Origin of the sequence: Mycobacterium sp., assembly GCF_032159775.1 — a bacterium.
Lineage (GTDB): Bacteria > Actinomycetota > Actinomycetes > Mycobacteriales > Mycobacteriaceae > Mycobacterium.
In genome coordinates, this window is sequence record NZ_JAVHWK010000081.1 from 14,885 (window position 1) to 34,348 (window position 19,464).

General features: G+C 67.0%; 21 protein-coding genes. 14 read left to right on the forward strand and 7 right to left on the reverse strand.

Going from position 1 to position 19,464, the window contains the following annotated elements; all coding sequences use genetic code 11:
• From QOJ24_RS08565 to QOJ24_RS08575, 3 genes are read left to right on the forward strand one after another with little or no spacing between them, the layout of a single operon-like run.
• Complete coding sequence (locus QOJ24_RS08565) at nucleotides 1-687, forward strand: YoaK family protein (protein ID WP_526260557.1); 687 nt, start codon at nucleotides 1-3, stop codon at nucleotides 685-687.
• Nucleotides 688-698: 11 nt separating this feature from the next.
• Nucleotides 699-1,544: an SDR family NAD(P)-dependent oxidoreductase gene (locus QOJ24_RS08570; protein ID WP_526260558.1), complete on the forward strand. Its 846-nt coding sequence runs from the start codon at nucleotides 699-701 to the stop codon at nucleotides 1,542-1,544.
• Nucleotides 1,537-2,298: a fructosamine kinase family protein gene (locus QOJ24_RS08575; protein WP_526260559.1), complete on the forward strand. Its 762-nt coding sequence runs from the start codon at nucleotides 1,537-1,539 to the stop codon at nucleotides 2,296-2,298. The genes QOJ24_RS08570 and QOJ24_RS08575 overlap by 8 nt, the downstream gene beginning before the upstream one ends.
• 356 nt (nucleotides 2,299-2,654) lie before the next feature.
• On the opposite strand, the gene QOJ24_RS08580 is transcribed toward QOJ24_RS08575, so the two are convergent.
• From QOJ24_RS08580 to QOJ24_RS08590, 3 genes are read right to left on the reverse strand one after another with little or no spacing between them, the layout of a single operon-like run.
• Nucleotides 2,655-4,820, reverse strand: coding sequence for an acyltransferase family protein (locus tag QOJ24_RS08580; protein WP_526260560.1), 2,166 nt, complete (start codon nucleotides 4,818-4,820; stop codon nucleotides 2,655-2,657).
• A gap of 50 nt (nucleotides 4,821-4,870) precedes the next feature.
• Complete coding sequence (locus tag QOJ24_RS08585) at nucleotides 4,871-5,716, reverse strand: alpha/beta hydrolase (protein WP_526260561.1); 846 nt, start codon at nucleotides 5,714-5,716, stop codon at nucleotides 4,871-4,873.
• A 5-nt stretch (nucleotides 5,717-5,721) separates the two neighbouring features.
• Nucleotides 5,722-6,825 (reverse strand): phosphodiester glycosidase family protein, encoded by a 1,104-nt coding sequence (locus QOJ24_RS08590; RefSeq protein WP_526260562.1) that lies wholly within the window; start codon nucleotides 6,823-6,825, stop codon nucleotides 5,722-5,724.
• A gap of 176 nt (nucleotides 6,826-7,001) precedes the next feature.
• On the opposite strand from QOJ24_RS08590, the gene QOJ24_RS08595 reads away from it, so the two are divergent.
• Complete coding sequence (locus tag QOJ24_RS08595; RefSeq protein WP_526260563.1) at nucleotides 7,002-7,292, forward strand: GlsB/YeaQ/YmgE family stress response membrane protein; 291 nt, start codon at nucleotides 7,002-7,004, stop codon at nucleotides 7,290-7,292.
• Here the strand turns inward: QOJ24_RS08595 and QOJ24_RS08600 are convergent.
• Genes QOJ24_RS08600 through QOJ24_RS08610 form a run of 3 tightly spaced genes read right to left on the reverse strand, consistent with a single transcriptional unit; the run spans nucleotide 7,289 to nucleotide 10,345 of the window.
• Nucleotides 7,289-8,596, reverse strand: a complete 1,308-nt coding sequence (locus QOJ24_RS08600; protein WP_526260564.1) for a PQQ-dependent sugar dehydrogenase — start codon at nucleotides 8,594-8,596, stop codon at nucleotides 7,289-7,291. The genes QOJ24_RS08595 and QOJ24_RS08600 overlap by 4 nt on opposite strands.
• Nucleotides 8,577-9,296, reverse strand: coding sequence for a pirin family protein (locus QOJ24_RS08605; protein WP_526260565.1), 720 nt, complete (start codon nucleotides 9,294-9,296; stop codon nucleotides 8,577-8,579). The genes QOJ24_RS08600 and QOJ24_RS08605 overlap by 20 nt, the downstream gene beginning before the upstream one ends.
• On the reverse strand, nucleotides 9,293-10,345 hold the full coding sequence (locus QOJ24_RS08610; protein ID WP_526260566.1) for an RNA polymerase subunit sigma-70: 1,053 nt from the start codon (nucleotides 10,343-10,345) through the stop codon (nucleotides 9,293-9,295). Before QOJ24_RS08610 ends, QOJ24_RS08605 begins: the two co-directional genes overlap by 4 nt.
• Before the next feature lie 34 nt (nucleotides 10,346-10,379).
• Between QOJ24_RS08610 and QOJ24_RS08615 the strand changes: the two genes are divergently transcribed.
• Genes QOJ24_RS08615 through QOJ24_RS08635 form a run of 5 tightly spaced genes read left to right on the forward strand, consistent with a single transcriptional unit; the run spans nucleotide 10,380 to nucleotide 14,148 of the window.
• Nucleotides 10,380-11,222 carry an alpha/beta hydrolase gene (locus QOJ24_RS08615; protein ID WP_526260567.1) on the forward strand — a complete coding sequence of 281 codons (843 nt, stop codon included), beginning with the start codon at nucleotides 10,380-10,382 and terminating at the stop codon, nucleotides 11,220-11,222.
• Nucleotides 11,219-12,211 (forward strand): alpha/beta hydrolase, encoded by a 993-nt coding sequence (locus QOJ24_RS08620; RefSeq protein ID WP_526260568.1) that lies wholly within the window; start codon nucleotides 11,219-11,221, stop codon nucleotides 12,209-12,211. The genes QOJ24_RS08615 and QOJ24_RS08620 overlap by 4 nt, the downstream gene beginning before the upstream one ends.
• A 17-nt stretch (nucleotides 12,212-12,228) precedes the next feature.
• Nucleotides 12,229-12,978 carry a DUF2786 domain-containing protein gene (locus QOJ24_RS08625; RefSeq protein WP_526260569.1) on the forward strand — a complete coding sequence of 250 codons (750 nt, stop codon included), beginning with the start codon at nucleotides 12,229-12,231 and terminating at the stop codon, nucleotides 12,976-12,978.
• Nucleotides 12,975-13,469, forward strand: a complete 495-nt coding sequence (locus QOJ24_RS08630) for a TIGR04338 family metallohydrolase (RefSeq protein WP_526260570.1) — start codon at nucleotides 12,975-12,977, stop codon at nucleotides 13,467-13,469. Before QOJ24_RS08625 ends, QOJ24_RS08630 begins: the two co-directional genes overlap by 4 nt.
• Nucleotides 13,470-13,485: 16 nt before the next feature.
• Nucleotides 13,486-14,148 carry an O-methyltransferase gene (locus QOJ24_RS08635; protein WP_526260571.1) on the forward strand — a complete coding sequence of 221 codons (663 nt, stop codon included), beginning with the start codon at nucleotides 13,486-13,488 and terminating at the stop codon, nucleotides 14,146-14,148.
• Here QOJ24_RS08635 and malQ read toward each other — a convergent pair.
• Nucleotides 14,141-16,138: a 4-alpha-glucanotransferase gene (malQ, locus tag QOJ24_RS08640; protein WP_526260572.1), complete on the reverse strand. Its 1,998-nt coding sequence runs from the start codon at nucleotides 16,136-16,138 to the stop codon at nucleotides 14,141-14,143. The two genes, QOJ24_RS08635 and malQ, sit on opposite strands and share 8 nt — an antisense overlap.
• Before the next feature lie 76 nt (nucleotides 16,139-16,214).
• Here malQ and QOJ24_RS08645 point away from each other — a divergent pair, with 76 nt between their 5' ends.
• Genes QOJ24_RS08645 through QOJ24_RS08665 form a run of 5 tightly spaced genes read left to right on the forward strand, consistent with a single transcriptional unit; the run spans nucleotide 16,215 to nucleotide 19,298 of the window.
• Complete coding sequence (locus QOJ24_RS08645) at nucleotides 16,215-16,799, forward strand: TetR/AcrR family transcriptional regulator (RefSeq protein WP_526260573.1); 585 nt, start codon at nucleotides 16,215-16,217, stop codon at nucleotides 16,797-16,799.
• A complete protein-coding gene (locus QOJ24_RS08650; protein WP_526260574.1) occupies nucleotides 16,796-17,494 on the forward strand; it encodes an SDR family NAD(P)-dependent oxidoreductase in 699 nt (232 codons plus the stop codon). The genes QOJ24_RS08645 and QOJ24_RS08650 overlap by 4 nt, the downstream gene beginning before the upstream one ends.
• Before the next feature lie 24 nt (nucleotides 17,495-17,518).
• Nucleotides 17,519-18,373 carry an MBL fold metallo-hydrolase gene (locus tag QOJ24_RS08655; RefSeq protein WP_526260575.1) on the forward strand — a complete coding sequence of 285 codons (855 nt, stop codon included), beginning with the start codon at nucleotides 17,519-17,521 and terminating at the stop codon, nucleotides 18,371-18,373.
• 31 nt (nucleotides 18,374-18,404) lie between these two features.
• On the forward strand, nucleotides 18,405-18,770 hold the full coding sequence (locus QOJ24_RS08660; protein WP_526260576.1) for an SRPBCC family protein: 366 nt from the start codon (nucleotides 18,405-18,407) through the stop codon (nucleotides 18,768-18,770).
• Between the two features lie 42 nt (nucleotides 18,771-18,812).
• A complete protein-coding gene (locus tag QOJ24_RS08665; protein ID WP_526260577.1) occupies nucleotides 18,813-19,298 on the forward strand; it encodes an MBOE_33420 family protein in 486 nt (161 codons plus the stop codon).
• Nucleotides 19,299-19,464 lie beyond the last annotated feature (166 nt).

A 19,464-nucleotide genomic window follows, 5' to 3' on the forward strand; every position in this document is an offset into this window, starting at 1 on the left:
ATGCCGGTCACTTCTCCGGTCTCCCATCGGTTGACGGTGACTGGGCTGCTGTTGCTGACGTTCGGCACCGGCATGATCGACGCGATCAGCGTGCTCGTCCTCGGCCACGTGTTCGTCGCGAACATGACCGGGAACGTGATCTTTCTCGGGTTCTGGTTCGTACCCCATACCGTCGTCGACATGACGGCCGCCGTGGTGGCGTTCGTGAGCTTCCTCGCCGGAGCGGTAATCGGCGGTCGCTTCGCCCGGCACATCGAGCATGACACCCGCCGTTGGGTGACGGTCGCGCTCGGCGTCGAATGCGTAGTACTGCTGACGTTGTCGGTCCTCGCGGGCACGGGCGTACTCGACTATCACGACAACACGAAGCTGATCCTTATTGCCGGCCTTGCCCTGGCGTTCGGAAGCCAGAACGCCACGGCTCGCCAGTTCGGCATCCAGGAGCTCAGCACCACGGTGCTGACGTCGACGATCGTCGGCATCGGCATGGACAGCAGGCTGGCGGGCGGAAAGGGCGACCGGGAAAAGCTGCGGTTTTCGGTCGTGTTGACCATGTGCGCGGGCGCCGTGGTCGGGGCGACGATGTCGCGCTTCACCGTCGCACCCGTGATCGCCCTGGTGGCGGCGCTGGTGGCGGTGACGGCCGTTCTGTTCTGGTTCGGGCCGCCCGTCACGGCCGACGACTAAGGTTCACGGCTATGCCATCAGTTCTCGTCACCGGCGCGGCCCGGGGCATCGGTAAGGCGATCGTCGAGCACCTGGCGTCCGCAGGCTGGGATGTGATCGCAGGCGTGCGCAGCGAGGAAGACGCCGCCGCAATCACCAACGTCTACCCGCAGCGGGTGTCCGCCGTCATCCTCGACATCACGGACGCCGACCACATCGCGAGGCTGCCGGATGCGCTGCCGAAGCGACTCGACGCACTGGTCAACAATGCAGGGGTGGCCGTCGGCGGCCCGGTGGAGACGGCGACTCCCGACGACTGGCGAAAGAGTTTCGAAGTCAATGTCATCGGACAGTTCGCGGTCACCCAGGCCGTGCTCCCGTGTCTACGGGATTCCGGTGGCCGGGTCGTGTTCATCTCGAGTGTGAACGGCAGGATCGCGACCCCGATGCTCGGCCCGTACTCGGCGTCGAAGTTCGCGCTCGAGGCTGGGTGCGATGCGCTGCGGGTTGAGTTGAAGGCGTGGGGCATCCCCGTCGTGCTGATCGAGCCGGCGCAGACGGACACCGACATGTGGCGCACCGCGGGCGACATGGTGTTGCAGATCGAAGCGGACATGTCGCCGGAGCACCGCGACCTGTACGCCGCGCACATCGCCGGGATGAAGAAGTTCGTGCCGACCGCCCGCAAGACGGCGTCGCCGACGACGAAGGTGGTCGCGGTCGTGCAGCAGGCGCTGACGACGCGTCGACCCAAGGCGCGATATGTGGTGGCAATTCTGCCGAAGGTGCAGGCGGCCGTGGTGCCCAATCTGCCGACGGCGCTGCGTGATCGGATCATGACGATGTTGGTCGGACTGCCGCGTCGCCCGCGTGGCTGACTTCGTCAAGACCAACAACGACGCACCGCCGGGTTTCTTCGCGCTGGAGGCGGCGGGGCTGCGCTGGCTGGCGGTGGAGGGCGGGGTGCGGTGTGCGCGAGTGTTCGCGCATGACGAACGGTCGTTGTCCCTGGAGCGGCTGCAGTCGGTGGCACCGACACGCGACGCTGCAAGCGATTTCGGGGCTCGGCTGGCAGTGACGCACAACGCAGGAGCGCCGAAGTTCGGGTCAGCACCTGACGGCTGGCACGGCGACGGCTACTTCGGCCCGCTGTCGGAGCCATTGCCGATGTCGTTGCGCGGTCACACCACGTGGGGCGAGTTTTACGCCGAGGAGCGACTGCGACCGATGGCCGCCCTCGCCGAACGGCGGTTGACTGTCGAGGCGAGGCGGTTGGTCGACGCGGTGATCGACCGGTGCCGTGGCGGCGACTTCGACGATGCCGATGGCCCGGCGCGTATCCACGGGGATCTGTGGAGCGGAAACGTGATGTGGACACCCGAGGGTGTCGTGCTGATCGATCCGGCTGCCCAAGGCGGACATCGGGAGACGGACTTGGCGATGCTGGCGTTGTTCGGGTGCCCGTATCTGGGCGAGGTGCTGGCCGGGTATGAGTCACTGCAACCGCTGCGTGACGGGTGGTGCGACCGGGTCGGGCTGCACCAGCTGTACCCGCTCCTGGCGCACGTGGTGCTGTTCGGGGGCGGCTATGGACGTCAGGTCGAGACTGCGGCAGCGAGCGCTTTGCGTTAGGCACCCGTTGATGTAGTTCAGTTGCTGGCCGGAGCATCCGATAACGGCGGGCCGGTTGACACTCCGATTCGTCCCAGCGGACGGTAATACCTGGAAACCGGTCGCTGTTGGCCTGAGCCAAAACAAGCACCACAATTACGAAGGCAGCCGACCTCACTAATCTGAGCGCGAATCTCGACGACACGCTGACCAAGACCAGTGCGTCGATTCAGAGTGCAGCGACCAAGGCTCAGGCCAACACAGACGCGGCAGTGAAAAAGGCCCAGGCGCAGATCAACAAGATCGCCGCCGATGGACAAGCGGCGATCAAGAAGACCGTCGATAGCGTCAGCAATGCCGTCAACGACGAACGGGCCCTAGTTGAGGGCTAGGGCCCGTTCGATCGTCTCCGTCACCAGTGGCGCCAGCACCCGCGCGTATTCGGTCGTGATGTGGTTGTCGTCGCGGAACACCAAGGTATTGCCCACGATGACCGGGCAGCGATTGGCCGTGCAGAACAGCTCCGACAGATCCAGGTACTGACCGCCACCGGCTGCCGTCGCCGCTGACTCCGCTGCCATGCCGGCGTCGTTCAATCCCTCGGCCCGCGACGGCGCGCATGCCATCGCATTGTCCATTTGTGCCGACACACACGTCGGCACCGTCCCATGCGGATCCGGCACCTGACTCGCCACCAAAACCTCTGCACCCGTGCGCCGCAACGTCTTCACCACAAGGGTCAACCTGTCCAGCCACGCCCGGTCGTAACTCGTGAACCCGAAGTCCGCGCCGTACCTACGCGACATGTCGAGAACGATGACTCGCGGCTTCTCCTTGAAAAGCCGTGCCATCACCGAACCCCGCCACTGTTCACACTCTGTGAACTTGCGGCCGAGATACGGGCTGTTGGTCGGCAGATCCAGAAATGGACACAGCACCTTGCTCATCGTCTCCAGCCGCCAATGCCGCTCCTGCGCAGACGGTTCCAGCGCCGGTTGCCACATCGCCGCATGCGAATCGCCGACCAGTGCCACAGTCGTCGGCGCCCCGGCATCACCCGACACGCAATCGGGTTGCGCCACATCCCGCCACGACAGCACGCACCCGTTGACGAAGACGTCCGGCTTCGCGATCGCGTTGAGCGCCGGCGTGAGGTTCGCCGGAACGGGGCCTCCTGCAGTCGACTTCGCGACCGCAGCCAATACCTGATCGCGCACCGACATCGGCGGGGGAGCCCCAACCGTTGGGGCGTCCGGGCCGACCGCGACAGGTGCCGCCGCTGTGCCCTGGCCCACCGGTACCGGCCGCACCATCAACAGCACCAAGCACGCCGCAACCGCAAGAGCCGTCAGCACTCCGCCAACTACGAGGCTCCGCTGCGCCGACGCCGTCAAACCCGTCGCGAACCGCACCCGATTCTCGATGAGGTGCAGGGTCAGGACCGCCAGGCCGAACGACACCACCACCATCGCCAGCCGGCCCGCCAGCCCCAAGGGTTGACCGAGCAATGCCGGAGCGAGCAGTAAGACCGGCCAGTGCCACAGGTACCACGAGTACGACAGCCGACCGATTGCGCGCATCGCCGGTTTCGACAGGACATGCCCTACACCGACTTCCGTTGTGGCACAGCCCGCGCCGATCACCAACGCCGTCCCCAGCACCGGCAACAACGCCGTCGTCCCCGGATACGGCGTTTCTTCACCGATCTGCGTGCACGTGACGACGATGAGCGCCAATCCACCCCAGCCGACCACCGCGGCCGACGAGCCCGGCAGGTGCCGCCACGCCGTCGCCGTCAACGCAATCAATCCGCCGACCGCCAACTCCCACGCGCGGGTCGGCAGCGAGAAGTAGGCCCACGACGGCCAGGTGTCCGTGCAGGCGAGCGACACCATGAACGACACCGTGGCCAGCACCGCCAGCACCAGAACGTACGGCGCCACCGAACGTGACGCATCGACGCCGGTACGTCGGGCCAACCGTGCGAGAAGCCAAGCCGTGCCGATGATCAGCGCCGGCCAGAGCAGATAGAACTGCTCCTCCACGCCGAGCGACCAGTAATGCTGCAGCGGTGACGGCGGCGCGTCGGCCGTCAGATAGTCGGTGCCCTGGATCGCGAACCGGTAATTGCCGGCATACAGCGCGCTCGCGATGCCGTCGCCGATGACGCTGCGCGCCTGCAACGGCGGCAGCAGCACTACCGACGCCACACACGTCGCAACAAGGACCGTCACCGCCGCAGGCAGCAACCGCCGCGCCCGCGCGCCGTAGAACGTGGCCAGCCCGACGGTCCGCGTCGCCGACGCTTCACGCCACAGCAGGCCCGTGATCAGGAATCCGGACACGACGAAGAACACATCGACGCCGATGTATCCGCCGCCGACTCCGGGAACACCGGCATGGAAGAACACGACAGCGATGACGGCGACTGCCCGCAGGCCCTCGATATCGGAGCGAAACTGCTTCTGCGGCAGAACCGCCCGCCCGCTCGCAGGAGAACTACGTCGGGAGGCAGGGCGGGGCGCGGTCGCAACTTTGTTCACTCGAGCAACGATCGTCTCACGACACCCAGGTGTTCCCCGGGATCAACGCGCTAGGTCGCCAGCCAGGCCAGCTCTCGCGGCAACTTCTCGCGCCACGCGGCGACGTCGTGGCCGCCGATGAACGACACCCCCGACGGCGGTCTGCGCAGAGACGCGACAAACTGTTTCGTCGCGTCGTAGAAGCGATCTTCCGCTCCGCAGTCGATGCGCATCGCAATCTCGGAGAGCGCCGGGGTGCCGTACACCGAATACGCGAACCAGTCAGCGGGGCCGTCGAACGCGCCCTCCTGGAGCGCCAAGCTGTAGTCGGTAAAGAGTGCCGGCGCGACCGCGCAGATTGCCGCCGTCCGTCTCGCCCCCAGGGCGCCGCCGAGAAGCAACGCGCCATAGCCGCCCATCGACCACCCGATGAAGCTGACCCGCGAAATATCAAGGCCCTCGGACGGCAGCATCGGAAGCAGTTCGTTGAGCACCATCGACCCGGAGTCTTCACCGGTCACTCGCCGGTGCCACCAACCGTTTCCACCGTCGACGGCGACAACCGCGAACGGCGGGTAGCCGGCCCGCGCCAACTGCGCGAGCCCCGCTTCGACGCCCATCCCCATCACGCCGTCCGCCGTCATGTCCCGACCGTGCAGCGCGATCACCGTGCGCAACGGTCCGTATTGACCGGGCGGCCGGGCGATCGCCCAGTTGGTCTCGACGCCGCCGCGTGCTGCCGACATGAACGAGCCGGTTGAATACGTCGGCAATGTCCTCGCCAAGGATGGTGCCGGCTGGTCTCCCGGCGCGCCCGACGCGGTCGCAATCCCCAACTGCCACAACGGGTGCAGCGCGCACGCACCGGCGAACCCCGCGCCCAGCCGCAAGACCGTGCGGCGCGTCATTCCCTGCATCGTCGTCAGGCGAAGGCGAGCCAGCTCGGCAGCGCGCGCTCACGTGAATCGCAGAGCACCTGCTGGGTATCGCAACTGCCCTTCGGAACACCGGCGCCGCTCCACATGCCTCCGGTGTCACGTCGCAGCACGATGGCCGACGAGCCGCCGCCGTCGAGCAGCACAGCGGTGTCGGAGCCGAGCCCCCGGAACAGGTCCTGAATCTGGTCCGGTGTGTAACTGCCGCCCTGGAAGACATACAGCTGATCGCTTGTGCGGTTGTAGGCGATCGCCGTTCGTGCCGCGCTGGGTCCGCCGTCGTTGAGTTGGCCCATGTCCCCCGGCGCGAGCAGCCCGATGCCTGCGACCGCGACGAAGCGCGCGTTCTGGTCGAGCAGCTTCTGGATCACCGGGGACGCCGAGTCGTAGTCGTCGGGACCCTTGGGCATGACGACATACGGCTGGGCGCCGACCGGCAGAATCATGGTGGCAAGCGACGACCAGTGTTCGCTGCCGCCGGACAATCCCTGCTTGCCCGCGTAGGCGACGGTGCCGGTGACGGCGGCGTTGGCCCTGCCCTGTCCGCGGGTGTTGTCGACGTACGCGCCGAGCGGCGAACTGCATTTGGTGTCGCGCCACGATCCGCCCTGCTGGCCGCGCACGTCGAAGAAGTTCGCGTTGATCGCGATCGTCGGCTGACCGAGTGCCTGCCATGCCTGCAGCGGCGCATAGATTTCGGACGCCTGCCAGAGTCCCTCGCCGGTGCGCGCCCCGCCGTCGCGTTCGCACCGAGCCTGCGAGCCTGCGTGGCTGTCGACCAAGAGGCGAGGTTGAAGTCGGCCGGAGGCGCCCTTGATCGTCATCAAGTGTCCACCGTTGCTCATCTCGTACCAGCCGCCGCCCGCGTTGAGCAGGGGCGCCGGGTGGCCGTCTCCGAAGTTGTAGACGAGATATGAGCCTTTGGTGTTGGCGATCGCGCCCGCAAGCAACGAACGTCCGTCTGCCCTGGCAACCGGGGCGGCGGTGGCCCCCAGCGCAGCACACAACACCAGCGCAGCGGCGTACGCGCAGAGCTTTCTGCTCCTCGCGTGCGCAGTGGAGCGCCGGCAGATGTCGGCTGGTGTCGGCACGGTTGCCCTTCTAGCAAAAGTCCAGGAAACGAGACAACTCTAATCACACCAACCTCACAGTCAACTTCAGTAACAGCACCGTCACGATTGCGTATCGGCCCGATCGGAGGTGGATTCGAGGACGGATTGGGTAACCCCCTCCAACGGGGTCGGGGACTCGAATCTAAGGAGCAGAAATGATTGCAACTATTCTCACGGCGCTCGTCGTCGGCTTGATCGTCGGCGCACTCGCGCGCCTCATCATGCCCGGCAAACAGAACATCGGCGTGATCATGACCGTCGCGCTCGGCGCGCTCGGCGCGTTCATCGGGTCCTGGCTGACCTACCAACTGGGGTACCACAACGCCAACGGCGGATGGCAGGTCATCCCGTTTCTGGTCGGGATCATCGTGGCGATCATCCTGATCGCGATCTACGTCGGCATCACCGGCCGCCGCGGCGCCAAAACACCGAACGTCCGCCGTTAACGACCGGGCGGGGCGAGTCGGTAGATCGCGCCTGCGTAGTCGTCACTGATGTAGACGGCCCCATCGGGCCCGACTTCGGCTGCGACCGGCCGGCCCCATCGCGACCCGTCGTCGGCCTGGAAGCCGCCGACGAGGGTCTGTTGATCGCCGAGGCTGCCGTCGCGCCAGGGGAAGAACGACACTTCCGGTTGGCGCGGCGGCTGCCGGTTCCATGAGCCGTGTACGCCGACCAGCGCGCCGTCGGCATACGGCTGCGGCAACACGCCCGCCGTGAACGCCAGCCCGAGCGGCGCCGAATGGGCGCCGAAGCTCTGCTCGACGGGCGGCAGCGCAGCGCAGTCCATGCGGGACCCGTCTTCGTTCGTCGACATGTCGCGGATGAAGGGCAGGTCGGCCGGTCCGCCGTCGGGATTGCAGTAGGGCCAACCCAATTCCCGATTCGGCGTCACTCGCGCCAACGCCTCCGGTGGATGTTCGTTGACGTACTGGGTATCCACGTTTCCGTCCGGGTCCGGCGCGTTGTCGCGGTTGTTCACCGCCGTCCACAGCGAACCGTCGGGTGCGACAGCGAGGCCGGTCCCGTTGCGGACGCCCGTCGCGAACGGTTCGGCGCGACCGCCACCCCGCGGTATTCGCATGATCGTCGCGCGCGGAGGGTTGGCGTCGCGGTCCTCGGCCGAGATGTTTCCGGTCGAGCCGATCGAGAAGTACACCGCGCCGTCTGGTCCGGCGATGACGCTCTTCAGCGCATGCGCGTAGGCGCCGTTCAGCTCGGGGCTGCGTGCATCGGGCAGATCGACCGCAAGAGTTCGCGGGTTGGTCGCGGCGCCGTTGACGTAGTCGTATGCATCGATCTGATTGCTCTCGGCGACATACAACGTCGAACCTGCGAATGCCATGCCGTGCGGCTGGTCGAGTCCGTCCAGCAACGTGGACTGTTGGGGCGCCGCACCGGGTTTCGGTGTCAACTTGAGGATCTGCCCGGCTGCGGGCGCCGAGACCAGCAGCGCGCCGTCCGGTGTCCACGTCTCCAGACGCGCCTTGGGGACCCGGGCCCACACCGAGATCGTCCAGCCGTCGGGAATCAGCGCCTGGCGCGGCTCATCGAACGGCGACTGAGCGAGGTCCCCGCGAACATCGACCGGCACGGACACCAGACCCGTCGATCCGGGCGCCGGTGCGGCAGGGGTGGTCGGCGACGCAGACACAGACGACCGCTGAGGCGGCGACTCCGACGAACATCCCGTCAGCACGAAGACAGCGACCACGCCGACGAGACGTGCGTTACGCGGCCAGATCCGCATGCATCTCCCATACCAGGACCTCTGATGGCGCACTTGCCGTTACACGCTGAGGGCCTGCGCCTGCAAACCGGGCGGCGTCCCCCTCACGCAGCCTCCCGACGCCCTCCAGGATCACCTCGCCACGAGGCACGAACAGATGCAGGAACGGCGCATCGGGCAGGGCGACGGCGCCGTCCGGCTGCAGCCGCGCACCGTGCAGCGCAGCGTTCTTGTTGTGAAGACCGATGGCCGCATCGCCGTGGATGCCCGACGCGATGGTCACCAGGCCGCCGGTGAACTGCCCGTCGTCGATATCGGCCTGCTGATATTCGGGTTCGATGCCCGCCTGGTCGGGGATGACCCACATCTGCACGAAATGCACACGCTCGCTGGCGGATCCGTTCTTCTCCGAGTGCAGAATCCCCGTTCCCGCCGACATCCGTTGCGCCAGGCCCGGGTAGATCACGCCCGCGTTCCCCATCGAATCACGGTGCTCCAGCGAGCCTTCCAGCACCCAGGTGACGATCTCCATGTCGCGGTGCGGGTGGGTATCAAAGCCAGCACCCGGTTCCACCCAGTCGTCGTTGTTGACCAGCAGGAGCCCGTGGTGGGTGTTGGCCGGGTCGTAATAGCCGGCGAAGGAGAACGAATGCTTGGAGTCGAGCCACTCCGTTGTGCTCGTGCCGCGATCGGATGCGCGGCGGATGTCGACAGCCGTCATGCATCCAGCGCCGCGGGAAGGCCGAAGCTCTCGAAAAGCCCGTCGCCCGCGTGGAACGCCACCACGTGCGAGATGCCGCCGGGGCGCACCTCGAGCACATGCAGCTGGAACTGCTCGTGCAAACCGGTCTCGCGGTTGAGCATGTACAGCGCCGCTGCGGGTTGGTCGTTGGCCGTGACGGGGACGAAACGCATGTCGCCAGGGCCGTCGGCGGGGCAGTGCTTCTTCGACAGGGCGACGATGTTCGCCGGACCCTGGTACCAGCCGTCGAACGGCGGCATCTCGAATACCGCGTCCTCGGTGAACAGCGCAACCAGCTTGTCCATGTCGTATTCCTCGAACGCCGCCATGTACTTCGCGAGCTGTTCCTTGGCCTCGGGCGACTCAGGAACGGCGACCTCGCCGTCCTGCGTGGGTTGGGCGGCGTCGAGCTGAGCCCGCGCCCGTTGCAGCAGGCTGTTCACCGCAGCCGTCGATGCGCCGATGGCCTCACCGACCTCGGCCGCCTTCCACTGCAGCACCTCACGCAGGACGAGCACCGCTCTCTGTCGGGCCGACAGATGCTGAATGGCCGCGACGAACGCGAGCCGCACCGATTCGCGGGACTCGACGATCACCGACGGGTCGGCGGGATCCTCCCTCGGCGAGTCCGGTAGCGGCTCCAGCCAGGTGATCTCGCGGTGCTCGGCGATATCGCCGGTCGGGTCGGAGGCAGACTGGCCCAGACCGGAGGGCAACGGCCGACGCTGCCTACCCTCCAGCGCGGTGAGGCTGGTGTTCGTCGCGATGCGATACAGCCAGGTTCGCACCGACGATTTGCCCTGGAAGCCCTTATAGGACTTCCAGGCGCGCAAATAGGTGTCCTGGACAAGGTCTTCGGCATCGTGGACGGAGCCGGTCATCCGGTAGCAGTGCGCGAGAAGCTCACGTCGATACCGCTGGGCATCAGCGAGAAACGCATCCGCGGCGGCCGTCTCGTCAGCGGGGTCCAGGCTTTCGGCGAGCACGCTCACGCCGTCGAGCTTACGCAGGGCACCGACAACTGCCACCGACCGATTGTCCTGCGTTAGCTAGTCTGCGCTGATGGCCAGTAGCCGACACGAACGGTCCTTCGAGGGCGTCGGCGGCGTCCGCATCGTCTACGACGTGTGGGAACCGGACGACGAAGACCCTCGCGGTGTGGTCGTGCTGTGTCACGGCTACGCCGAGCACGCCCGCCGTTACGACCACGTCGCCCAACGCTTCGGCGAGTCCGGCCTCGCCGTCTACGCGCTGGACCTGCGCGGACACGGCCGCTCCGGCGGCAAACGCGTCTACCTGCGCAACATCTCCGAATACACCGACGACTTCCACACCCTCGTCGGCATCGCGGCCGCCGAATATCCGGAGCTGAAGGTCGTCGTATTGGGCCACAGCATGGGTGGCGGTGTCGTGTTCGCCTACGGGGTCGAGCACCCCGACGACTACGCCGCGATGGTGCTGTCCGGTCCCGCGGTGGACGCTCAGGACGGAGTGTCGCCGGTGATGGCGTTCGTCGCTAAAGCGCTCGGCCAGATCGTGCCCGGCCTGCCCGTCGAACAGCTGCCCACCGACGCGGTCTCCCGCGACCCCGACGTGGTGGCCGCCTACAACGCCGATCCGATGGTGCACCACGGCAAGCTGCCCGCCGGCATCGCTCGGGCGCTCATCGGCGTCGGCGAAACCATGCCGCAGCGAGCCCCCGCGCTGACCGCGCCGCTTCTGGTCGTGCACGGCGAGCAGGACAAGCTGATTCCCGTGCAGGGCAGCAGACACCTGATGGAGTGCGTCGCGTCGCAGGACAAACACCTCACGGTCTACCCCGAGCTCTACCACGAGGTGTTCAACGAACCCGAGCGCGACGCGGTGCTCGACGACGTCGCATCGTGGATCGAGGCGAGGCTGTGAAAGCCCTTGTGGCTTTGATGCTTTCCCTGACGGTGCTGCTAGCGGCCGGGTGCTCGTCGGATGAGAAGAAACAGCAGTGGGTCGAAGACGAGGTCAGCTTCGAGGCCGACGGCCTCACCATCCACGGCACCTACCGCCACCTGAAGGACGCGGCGCCCGGCCCGGCGTCGCTGTTGATCTCGGAGAGCGGCAACACCGACCGCAACGGTGACAACATCGTCGTCGGCAAGATCGGTAATATGCGCCAGCTTGCCGAATTGCTGTCCGACCGCGGCGAAGCGAGCCTGCGCTACGACAAGGTTGGCACCGGCAAGACCGGCCTCGGGCCGTATCAGCAGCGGCCCACCGACGTCGGAAGCGCCGTCTACACCAGCGGCGCGAAGGCCGCGGCCCGGTTCCTCGCCGAGCAGCCGAGCACCGACAAGGCGCGGCTCTCGGTGTACGCGCTGGGGGAGGGCACCGTGCATGCGATGTCATTGGCGTCGGACACCTCGCCGGATGCGCCGAAGATCCACTCGTTGGGTCTGCTGCAACCCCTGTCGGGCCGGTATCTCGACATCATCACCAACCGGGTGCGCTCCGACGCGAGCCCGGAGACGCTGAACACCTGGCTGGCCGCCGTCGACGAGGTCCGCACCAAGGGCACCGTGCCCGCCAACCTCCCAGAAGGGCTGGGCGCCATCCTCAACCCCGGCAATGCGAAGGCGATCGAGGAAGCCGACAAGATCGACCCGGTGGCGTTGGCCGCCAAGATCCCCGCGGCCACGCCGGTGCTGCTGACGTGCTCGGACACCGACCGGCAGGCGTTGTGCAACACCATGGCGCCGCTCGTCGACGCGCTCAAGCACACCGCGCTGACCGTCGTCCGGCTCAAGGGCGTCAACCACGTGCTTCGCGACGACCCGACCGACAGCATTGCCAACCTCGCGAAGGACGCTCCCATTTCTCCACAGCTGGTGACCGCGCTCGACGGGTTTGTCGCCAAGTAGTTTTAGTCTGTTGGGCGATGACTGACGACAAGATGCTGGCCCGCATCGCCGCGCTGCTGCGCCAGGCCGAGGGCACCGATAACACGCACGAAGCGGAGGCCTTCATGGCTGCCGCGCAGCGGTTGGCCACCGCGACGTCGATCGACCTCGCCGTTGCGCGCTCGCATGCCGACCAACGCACGAAAGCCCAGACGCCGGTGCAGCGCACGATCACCATCGGCAATGCAGGCGCGCGTGGGCTACGCACCTACGTCCAGCTGTTCGTGCTCATCGCCAACGCGAACGACGTCAAGTGCGACATCGCATCCAACTCCACGTTCGTCTACGCCTACGGGTTCGCCGAGGACATCGACGCCAGCCACGCGCTCTACGCCAGCCTGGTGATGCAGATGGTGCGGGCCTCGGAGGCCTACATCGGCTCCGGCAAACACAAGCCGACGCCCACCATCACCGCGCGCATCAACTTTCAGCTGGCGTTCGGCGCCCGCATCGGGAAGCGGCTGGCCGAGGCTCGCGAGCAGGCACTGCGGGAGGCGACACGGGATCGAAAGCGCCGTCCCGGCACCGCGATCGCGTTGCGGGACAAGGATCTCGAGCTCAAGGACTTCTACCGCGAGTCGTCGCAGGCGCGGGGCACGTGGCGGGCCAGCAGTGCAACGGCAGGCTACTCATCGTCGGCGCGACGGGCCGGTGACCGCGCGGGCCGGCGTGCGAAGCTCGGCGCCAGCCAAGAGATCAGCGGCGCACGCTCCGCGCTCAACCGGTGACCGCCCGCGACACCCAGCGCGCCAAGGTCTACGCCGCCGAAGAGTTCGTCCGGACGTTGTTCGACCGCGCCGGTGAGCGCGGCAACCGCGCGGTCGAATTCTTCGGCACCAACCTCACGTTGCCGCCAGAAGCCCGGTTCTCCTCAGTCGAAACCGTGCAGCGCTACGTCGACGACGTGCTCGCGCTCCGGTCTGTCCGCGAGCGGTGGCCCGGCGCCGCACCGCTGACAGTGCGACCGCGGCGCGGCCTCACCGCCGCGCACTACGTACGTGACGACGAGGGGGCCACAATCGCGGTGCCCGAGCGACGGACAAGCTGGGCACTTCGCGAACTCGTCGTGCTGCACGAGGTCGCCCACCACCTGTGTGACGCCGACCCGCCGCACGGGCCGGAGTTCGTCGCGACGTTCTGCGAACTCGCCGAAGCGGTAATGGGTCCTGAGGTCGCCCACGTGCTGCGGGTCGTCTACGCCAAGGAGGGCGTTCGCTAGCGGTAACGTCGGGCGCGTGACGGAGCCGGACCCGAAATCCCTTGACGAGGTGTTCAACCGCGTGTTGCACACCGAGGACGACGCCCTGCGCGCCGCACGCGAATCCGCTGCGGCCGCGGACATGCCGGCCATCGAGGTGTCGGCGCAGCACGGACGGCTGCTGTCGCTGCTCGCGAGGATGGCCGGCGCGAAGCGGGTGCTGGAGATCGGCACGCTGGCCGGCTACAGCACGATCAACCTCGCCCGCGGCGTCGGGCCCGACGGCCGCGTCGTGACGCTCGAGTTCAACCCGAGGCATGCGGAAGTGGCGGCGAAGAACTTCGAGCGGGCAGGCCTCGCCGACCGTATCGAGATCATCGTCGGCACTGCTATGGACGCACTGCCGCGACTGGCGGAACGCGGAGAGGCCTTCGACATGTTCTTCATCGACGCCGACAAGGAGAACAACGTCGGCTACGTCGAGTGGGCCGTCAAGCTGGGTAGGCCGGGGTCGGTCATCGTCGTGGACAACATCTCTCGGATGGGCCGGGTGCTGAACCCTGCCGCCGACGATCACCAGGCCAAGGCCATCCGCGACATGCTCGACATGATGGGCTCCAGCCCGCATCTGGACGCGGCGGCGATTCAGACGGTCGGGACGAAGGATTGGGACGGCTTCGCAGTGGCCTTGATCAAGTAGCCGCCCGGAACGCCGCGGTGATGTCGGCGACCCTGGGGTCGTCCTTCAGCTGCTCCAAAGTCATCGGCAACGGCAGTCGCCAGTTCGGATACTCGTCAACCGTCCCAGGCAGATTCGGCTGTCGGGTCTCGGCGATTACGTCGTAGGGCGAGATCAGCTTGAGCCGGCTCGGCGTCGACGCCAGCAATCGGTGCATCGCGGCGATGATCGCCACTTCGTCCGGTTCGGAGGCACCGTCTTTCGCGTCGGGAAGCAGCCCCTCGGACCGCAACAGCGTCAGCCACTCCACGCGTTCCCTCTCGGCGGTGGCCTGCTCGGCCGGGACGTCGTCGAGTAGACCGAGATCGGCTCGCGCCCGCACGTGTTCACCGCGCAGGAAGCCCGCAGCGGTCGGCAGGTCGTGCGTCGACAGGCTGGCGGCCGCCCGCGACGGCCAATCGGCAGGCGGCAGAAGCGGTTCGCCGGGTGCGGACTCGTCGCGGGTGAACCAGGCTACCGCGCACCCGAGCATCTCGTTACCCGCCAGCGCCTCGGTGACTTCCGGTTCGACGGTGCCGAGATCCTCACCGACCACAGTTGCCGAGGCCCGATGCGCTTCCAGTGCCAGCACCGCGAGCATGGTGTCGGCGTCGTAATGCACGTACGTGCCTCGATCCGGGCTGTCGCCCGGCGGTATCCACCACAGCCGCCACAGGCCCGCGACATGGTCGATGCGCAGGCCGTCGGCGTGCGCGAGTACCGCCCGCAGCATGTCGCGCAGGGCGGCGTACCCGGTGGCTGCCAGCCGGTCGGGACGCCACGGCGGAAGCCCCCAGTCCTGGCCGCGCGGGGTGAAGTTGTCCGGCGGCGCGCCGACACTGACGCCGGATGCGAGCACGTCGGCCAGCGCCCACGCGTCGGCACCGTCCGCGTCGACGCCTACCGCGAGGTCGTGCAGTATGCCGAGCGACATCCCCGCCTCGTGCGCGGCCGCCCGAACGCCCGTGAGTTGCTCGGCGCATCGCTGCTGCACCCAGGCGTGAAATGCCAACCGCGGCGCCAACTCCCGGCGTGCGGATGCCACGGCGGGGCCTGCGACGTCGCGCAGCGGTTCGGGCCAGCGCGACCATCGGCCGCCGTGCCTTTCGGCCAGCGCACAGTACGCCGCCCAGTCAGCCAGGCCCTCCGACACCGACGGGTTGTCGAACGGATCGGGCCGACCCTCGGCGCGCCAAAGCAGTTCCAGCGCATCACGTTTGGCGGCCCACACGAGGTCGTGGTCGATCCGCGGCGTCGTCGGGGACACCCGAAGCGCGTCCACCTCAGCACGGGTAACGGGGTCGGCCCGGCGGTAGGCGTCGAGGTCCTCGATGCGTATGGCCAGCGGGTTGGCGAAACGCCGACTGGACGGTGTGTAGGGCGACGGTTGTACCGGATGGGTGGGGCCAGGCGCGTGCAGCGGGTTCAGCAGTACGGCTCCGGCGCCGTGCTCCTTGGCCGTCCAGTTCACGAATTCGCGGAGGTCGCCGAGATCGCCGATGCCCCATGAGCGGGCCGAGCGAAGCGCGTACAGCTGCAGCATCCAGCCCCATGTGGCTGGAGAAGGCGGAACCTGGGGCGGCGCCGCAACGACGGTCGCCTCCTGCCCGTCCCGCGTGTGCAGCCGGTACCAGCCCGGCGAAAGATCTCCTGGCAGCTCATCGCGCACCGGTATCTGGCTGCCGTCCTCGCTCACCAGCGAGGCGGCCCCCGGCAGCGGCCGGGGGCTCCCGTTCAGCCGAATGGCGATGGTCGGCGCGATAACTCCCACGCGGTCGCGCTCGGCCAACTTGGCCAACTCGGCGGTGCGGTCCGCGTCGGTGCCCGCCTCGACATCGAGCAGTCCGAGCACCCGGATAACCACGTCGGCGTCGACCTGCACCGGCTCGCGGCGCTCGTTGCGGTAACTGGTTGCGACCCCGTGAGCAGCGGCTAGCCTGCGCAGGTCATCAGGTATCGGTTTGGCAAGCACGCGGCTTCTATACCCAGGAGTGGACTTTCCAAGCCACTTTACGATCGGCAAGTACCGTCCTGTACGATCGTAAAGTATGGCGACACTCGCGGCTCCGACGACAAGCGCTGCCGACACCAGGCAGCGCCTCGTTGAGGTGGCGGTCGACCTGTTCACGCGGCACAGCTTCGCGGGCACCTCACTGCAGATGATCGCCGACGAGATGGGCTTCACCAAGGCCGCGATCTACTACCACTTCCGCACCCGCGAGGAGCTGCTCGCCGCCGTCGTCGAACCGATCTTCGAACAGCTGAGCGCCATCATCACCGCTGCGGAGTCGCAGCGAAGCGCTGCTGCCCGTGCCGACCACATGCTGCTCGGCTACGCCGAGTTGGCGGTGGCCAACCGTGCCCTCGTCTCGGTGCTGGCGTGCGACCCGAGTGTGACGACCCTGCTGCGTGATCAACCGCACTGGTCGGAGCTGATCAATCGACAACTGGCACTGCTCGCCGGTGACGTGCGGGACGCGGGCGGCTTGATCAAGGCCACCGTCGTCCTTGCCGGAATTTCAAGTGCGGTCGGACCGACGTGGATCGCCGTCGGCGACGACGACCTACTGCGGCATCTCGTGGACACAGGACGGCGCACCCTCGGGCTGCGCAGGAAAGGACACCCCTCATGAAGACAGCTGTCGTCACCGGCGGAGCCTCGGGCATCGGCCGCGCCATCGCACAACGACTCGAAGCCGACGGTCATCACGTCGCCACCATCGACCTTCAGCGCTCGGACGCCGACTTCGCCTACGCCGCCGACGTCACCGACCGCGGACAGGTCGACGCCGCGCTCGACGAGATCCGCGGCCAGCTCGGACCGGTTTCCATACTGGTGAATGCCGCTGGACTGGACGGCTTTTCGCGCTTCTCCGAGATCTCCTTCGAGAACTGGCAGCGGGTGATCAACGTCAATCTCAACGGCGTGTTTCATTGCTGTCAGGCGGCGCTGCCCGACATGGTCGACGCAGGCTGGGGACGAATCGTGAACATCAGCTCGTCGAGCACGCACTCCGGTGTCGCGGGCATGGCGCACTACGTCGCCGCCAAGTCGGCCGTCAACGGACTGACCAAGTCACTGGCGCTCGAGTACGGCCCGACCGGCGTCACCGTCAACGCCGTGCCGCCGGGTTTCATAGACACCCCGATGCTGCGCAGCGCCGAGGAGCGCGGCTACACCAACGTGGAGAGGACGATCGCGATGACGCCGGTACGCCGGATGGGAAGGCCGGAAGACATCGCCGCGGCGTGTGCATTCCTGGTCTCGGAGGAGGCCGGCTACATCACGGGACAGATCCTCGGGGTGAACGGCGGGCGGAATACCTAGCGCACCGGCATTGTTGGGATGCTGATGAGCTCCACGCCGGTCGCCAAACCGCTTGATGTGCAATGGATTCACGGCTCGCCATCCTCGAAACACAACACCGATCCCGACCTGCAGACCTACTGGTACGACCAGCACACCGCCATACTCCGGCAGAACAAGGCGATCGACTACGAGGCGCCGTTTCTATTTCTGCTGTTCGGGCAGGAGCGCGCAGTGCTGCTCGACACCGGGGCTACCGCATCACCCGACTTCTTTCCGCTCCGCCGGGTCGTCGACGGACTCGTCGAGTCCTGGCTCGGTCGTAATCCCCGCAACGGCTACGGGCTGTTGGTCCTTCACACGCATGCACACGGCGACCACGTCGCAGGGGACGAACAATTCGCCGACCGCGCCGACACCGTCCTGGTCGAGGCCGACAAAGATGCCGCGTGGAGATTCTTCGGCTTTTCAGGCGAGGCAGGCGAAATCAGACCCATCGATCTGGGTGGCCGGGTTCTGCAGGCCTTCCCGACGCCGGGCCACCACGCTGCCGCGGTGACTTTCTACGATCCGTGGACGGGAATCCTGCTGACCGGGGACACGGTCTACCGCGGCCGGCTCTACATCGTCGATTGGGCCGCCTACTCACACAGCATCGATCGGCTGGTCGAATTCTCCGAGGCGCATCCGGTGACACACGTGATCGGGTGTCACATCGAGATGACCCGCCAACCGGGCGTCGACTATCCGGTCCGGACCACCTACCAGCCGGATGAGCCACCTCTGGAGATGACCGTCGCGCATCTGTACAAAATTCGCGCCGCCCTCGACGAGGTCGGTCCCCAGCCCGCACTACGCGCATTCGACGAGTTCATCCTCTGGCCGGAGGACGACGAGTAGGCGACGCCCGTGTAGTGGGTATGCCACCATCATGCTTTCCGTCAGTAGACACATCGACGCACCCGCCGACGCCGTGTGGAAGGTGCTCGTCGACACCGACGCATGGCCGAAATGGGGGCCGACGGTCTCTAAAGGCGAGGTCGACGGCGGCGTGCTGACGCTCGGGGCGACCGGGCGCGTGCGCACCCCCGTCGGCGTCGCGCTGCCGTTCACCATCACCGAGTTCGAGGACGGCCGCAGCTGGGCGTGGTCGGTGGCCGGGGTGCCCGCCACCGCGCACGCCGTCCAACCCGACGGCAATGGCTGCCGCGCCAGCATGTCCGCGCCGCTGTGGGCGCCGGCCTATCTGCCCGTGTTGGCGATCGCCCTGCGGCGAATCGACAAGATGGTCCGCTAGCCCACTCGGTGTGCTACCCAGACACCATGACGAAACTGGCCCTTGTCGGGGCCTTGGCTGCAGGCGCCGCCGGTCGCTCAGGCGGATCGCGCTGAACCACCGACGCTGTACGGGTACTACAACGTGTTCGTCGACTTCGCGAAGCAGACGTTCAACGGTCTGCCGACTCCGATGGAGTCGAAAACCTTTCCCGTGCAATTCACTACGCACTGTGACGTGAACGGGTGCGTCGCGCGCATGGACAACAGGGATGATCAGAAACGCAACCCCGGTGCGCCTCTGGAGTTCGAGTACACGTGGGACAACGGCCGGTGGGAGACGAGCGGTGAGCAGCCCTACCTCTGTCAACGCACCGACCCCAACAGTGGTGTGCCATCCCGGCGTTCGGACTACTGGATCCCGAATCCCGACGGCAGCTTCTATGGAGAACGCAGGCTCGTCGTCGACGGCGCCGGCTGTCCCGGCGAGGGACCGGGCACTCACTGGGTGCCGATCTCGCTGACGGCTACCGACCCACCGCAACGCTAGGACAAGCGCGGCCGAGATTTGTCGTACCTGGATGCGATGATGGCGTCATGGCTTCGACCGCAACCTCTTTGGCCGCTGAGGTGCGCCCCAATGAGCGTCTTGAGGTGTTGTTCGAGGAGTTGGCGGAGTTGGCCGGGCAGCGCAATGCGATCGATGCGCGGATCGT

Bases quoted from the DNA above. Each gene is read 5' to 3' on its own strand.
- QOJ24_RS08565 (WP_526260557.1), top strand. From the start codon at position 1: ATGCCGGTCACTTCTCCGGTCTCCCATCGGTTGACGGTGACTGGGCTG.
- QOJ24_RS08570 (WP_526260558.1), top strand. From the start codon at position 699: ATGCCATCAGTTCTCGTCACCGGCGCGGCCCGGGGCATCGGTAAGGCG.
- QOJ24_RS08585 (WP_526260561.1), bottom strand. From the start codon at position 5,716: ATGCAGGGAATGACGCGCCGCACGGTCTTGCGGCTGGGCGCGGGGTTC.
- QOJ24_RS08595 (WP_526260563.1), top strand. From the start codon at position 7,002: ATGATTGCAACTATTCTCACGGCGCTCGTCGTCGGCTTGATCGTCGGC.
- QOJ24_RS08600 (WP_526260564.1), bottom strand. From the start codon at position 8,596: ATGCGGATCTGGCCGCGTAACGCACGTCTCGTCGGCGTGGTCGCTGTC.
- QOJ24_RS08605 (WP_526260565.1), bottom strand. From the start codon at position 9,296: ATGACGGCTGTCGACATCCGCCGCGCATCCGATCGCGGCACGAGCACA.
- QOJ24_RS08615 (WP_526260567.1), top strand. From the start codon at position 10,380: ATGGCCAGTAGCCGACACGAACGGTCCTTCGAGGGCGTCGGCGGCGTC.
- QOJ24_RS08625 (WP_526260569.1), top strand. From the start codon at position 12,229: ATGACTGACGACAAGATGCTGGCCCGCATCGCCGCGCTGCTGCGCCAG.
- QOJ24_RS08645 (WP_526260573.1), top strand. From the start codon at position 16,215: ATGGCGACACTCGCGGCTCCGACGACAAGCGCTGCCGACACCAGGCAG.
- QOJ24_RS08650 (WP_526260574.1), top strand. From the start codon at position 16,796: ATGAAGACAGCTGTCGTCACCGGCGGAGCCTCGGGCATCGGCCGCGCC.
- QOJ24_RS08655 (WP_526260575.1), top strand. From the start codon at position 17,519: ATGAGCTCCACGCCGGTCGCCAAACCGCTTGATGTGCAATGGATTCAC.
- QOJ24_RS08660 (WP_526260576.1), top strand. From the start codon at position 18,405: ATGCTTTCCGTCAGTAGACACATCGACGCACCCGCCGACGCCGTGTGG.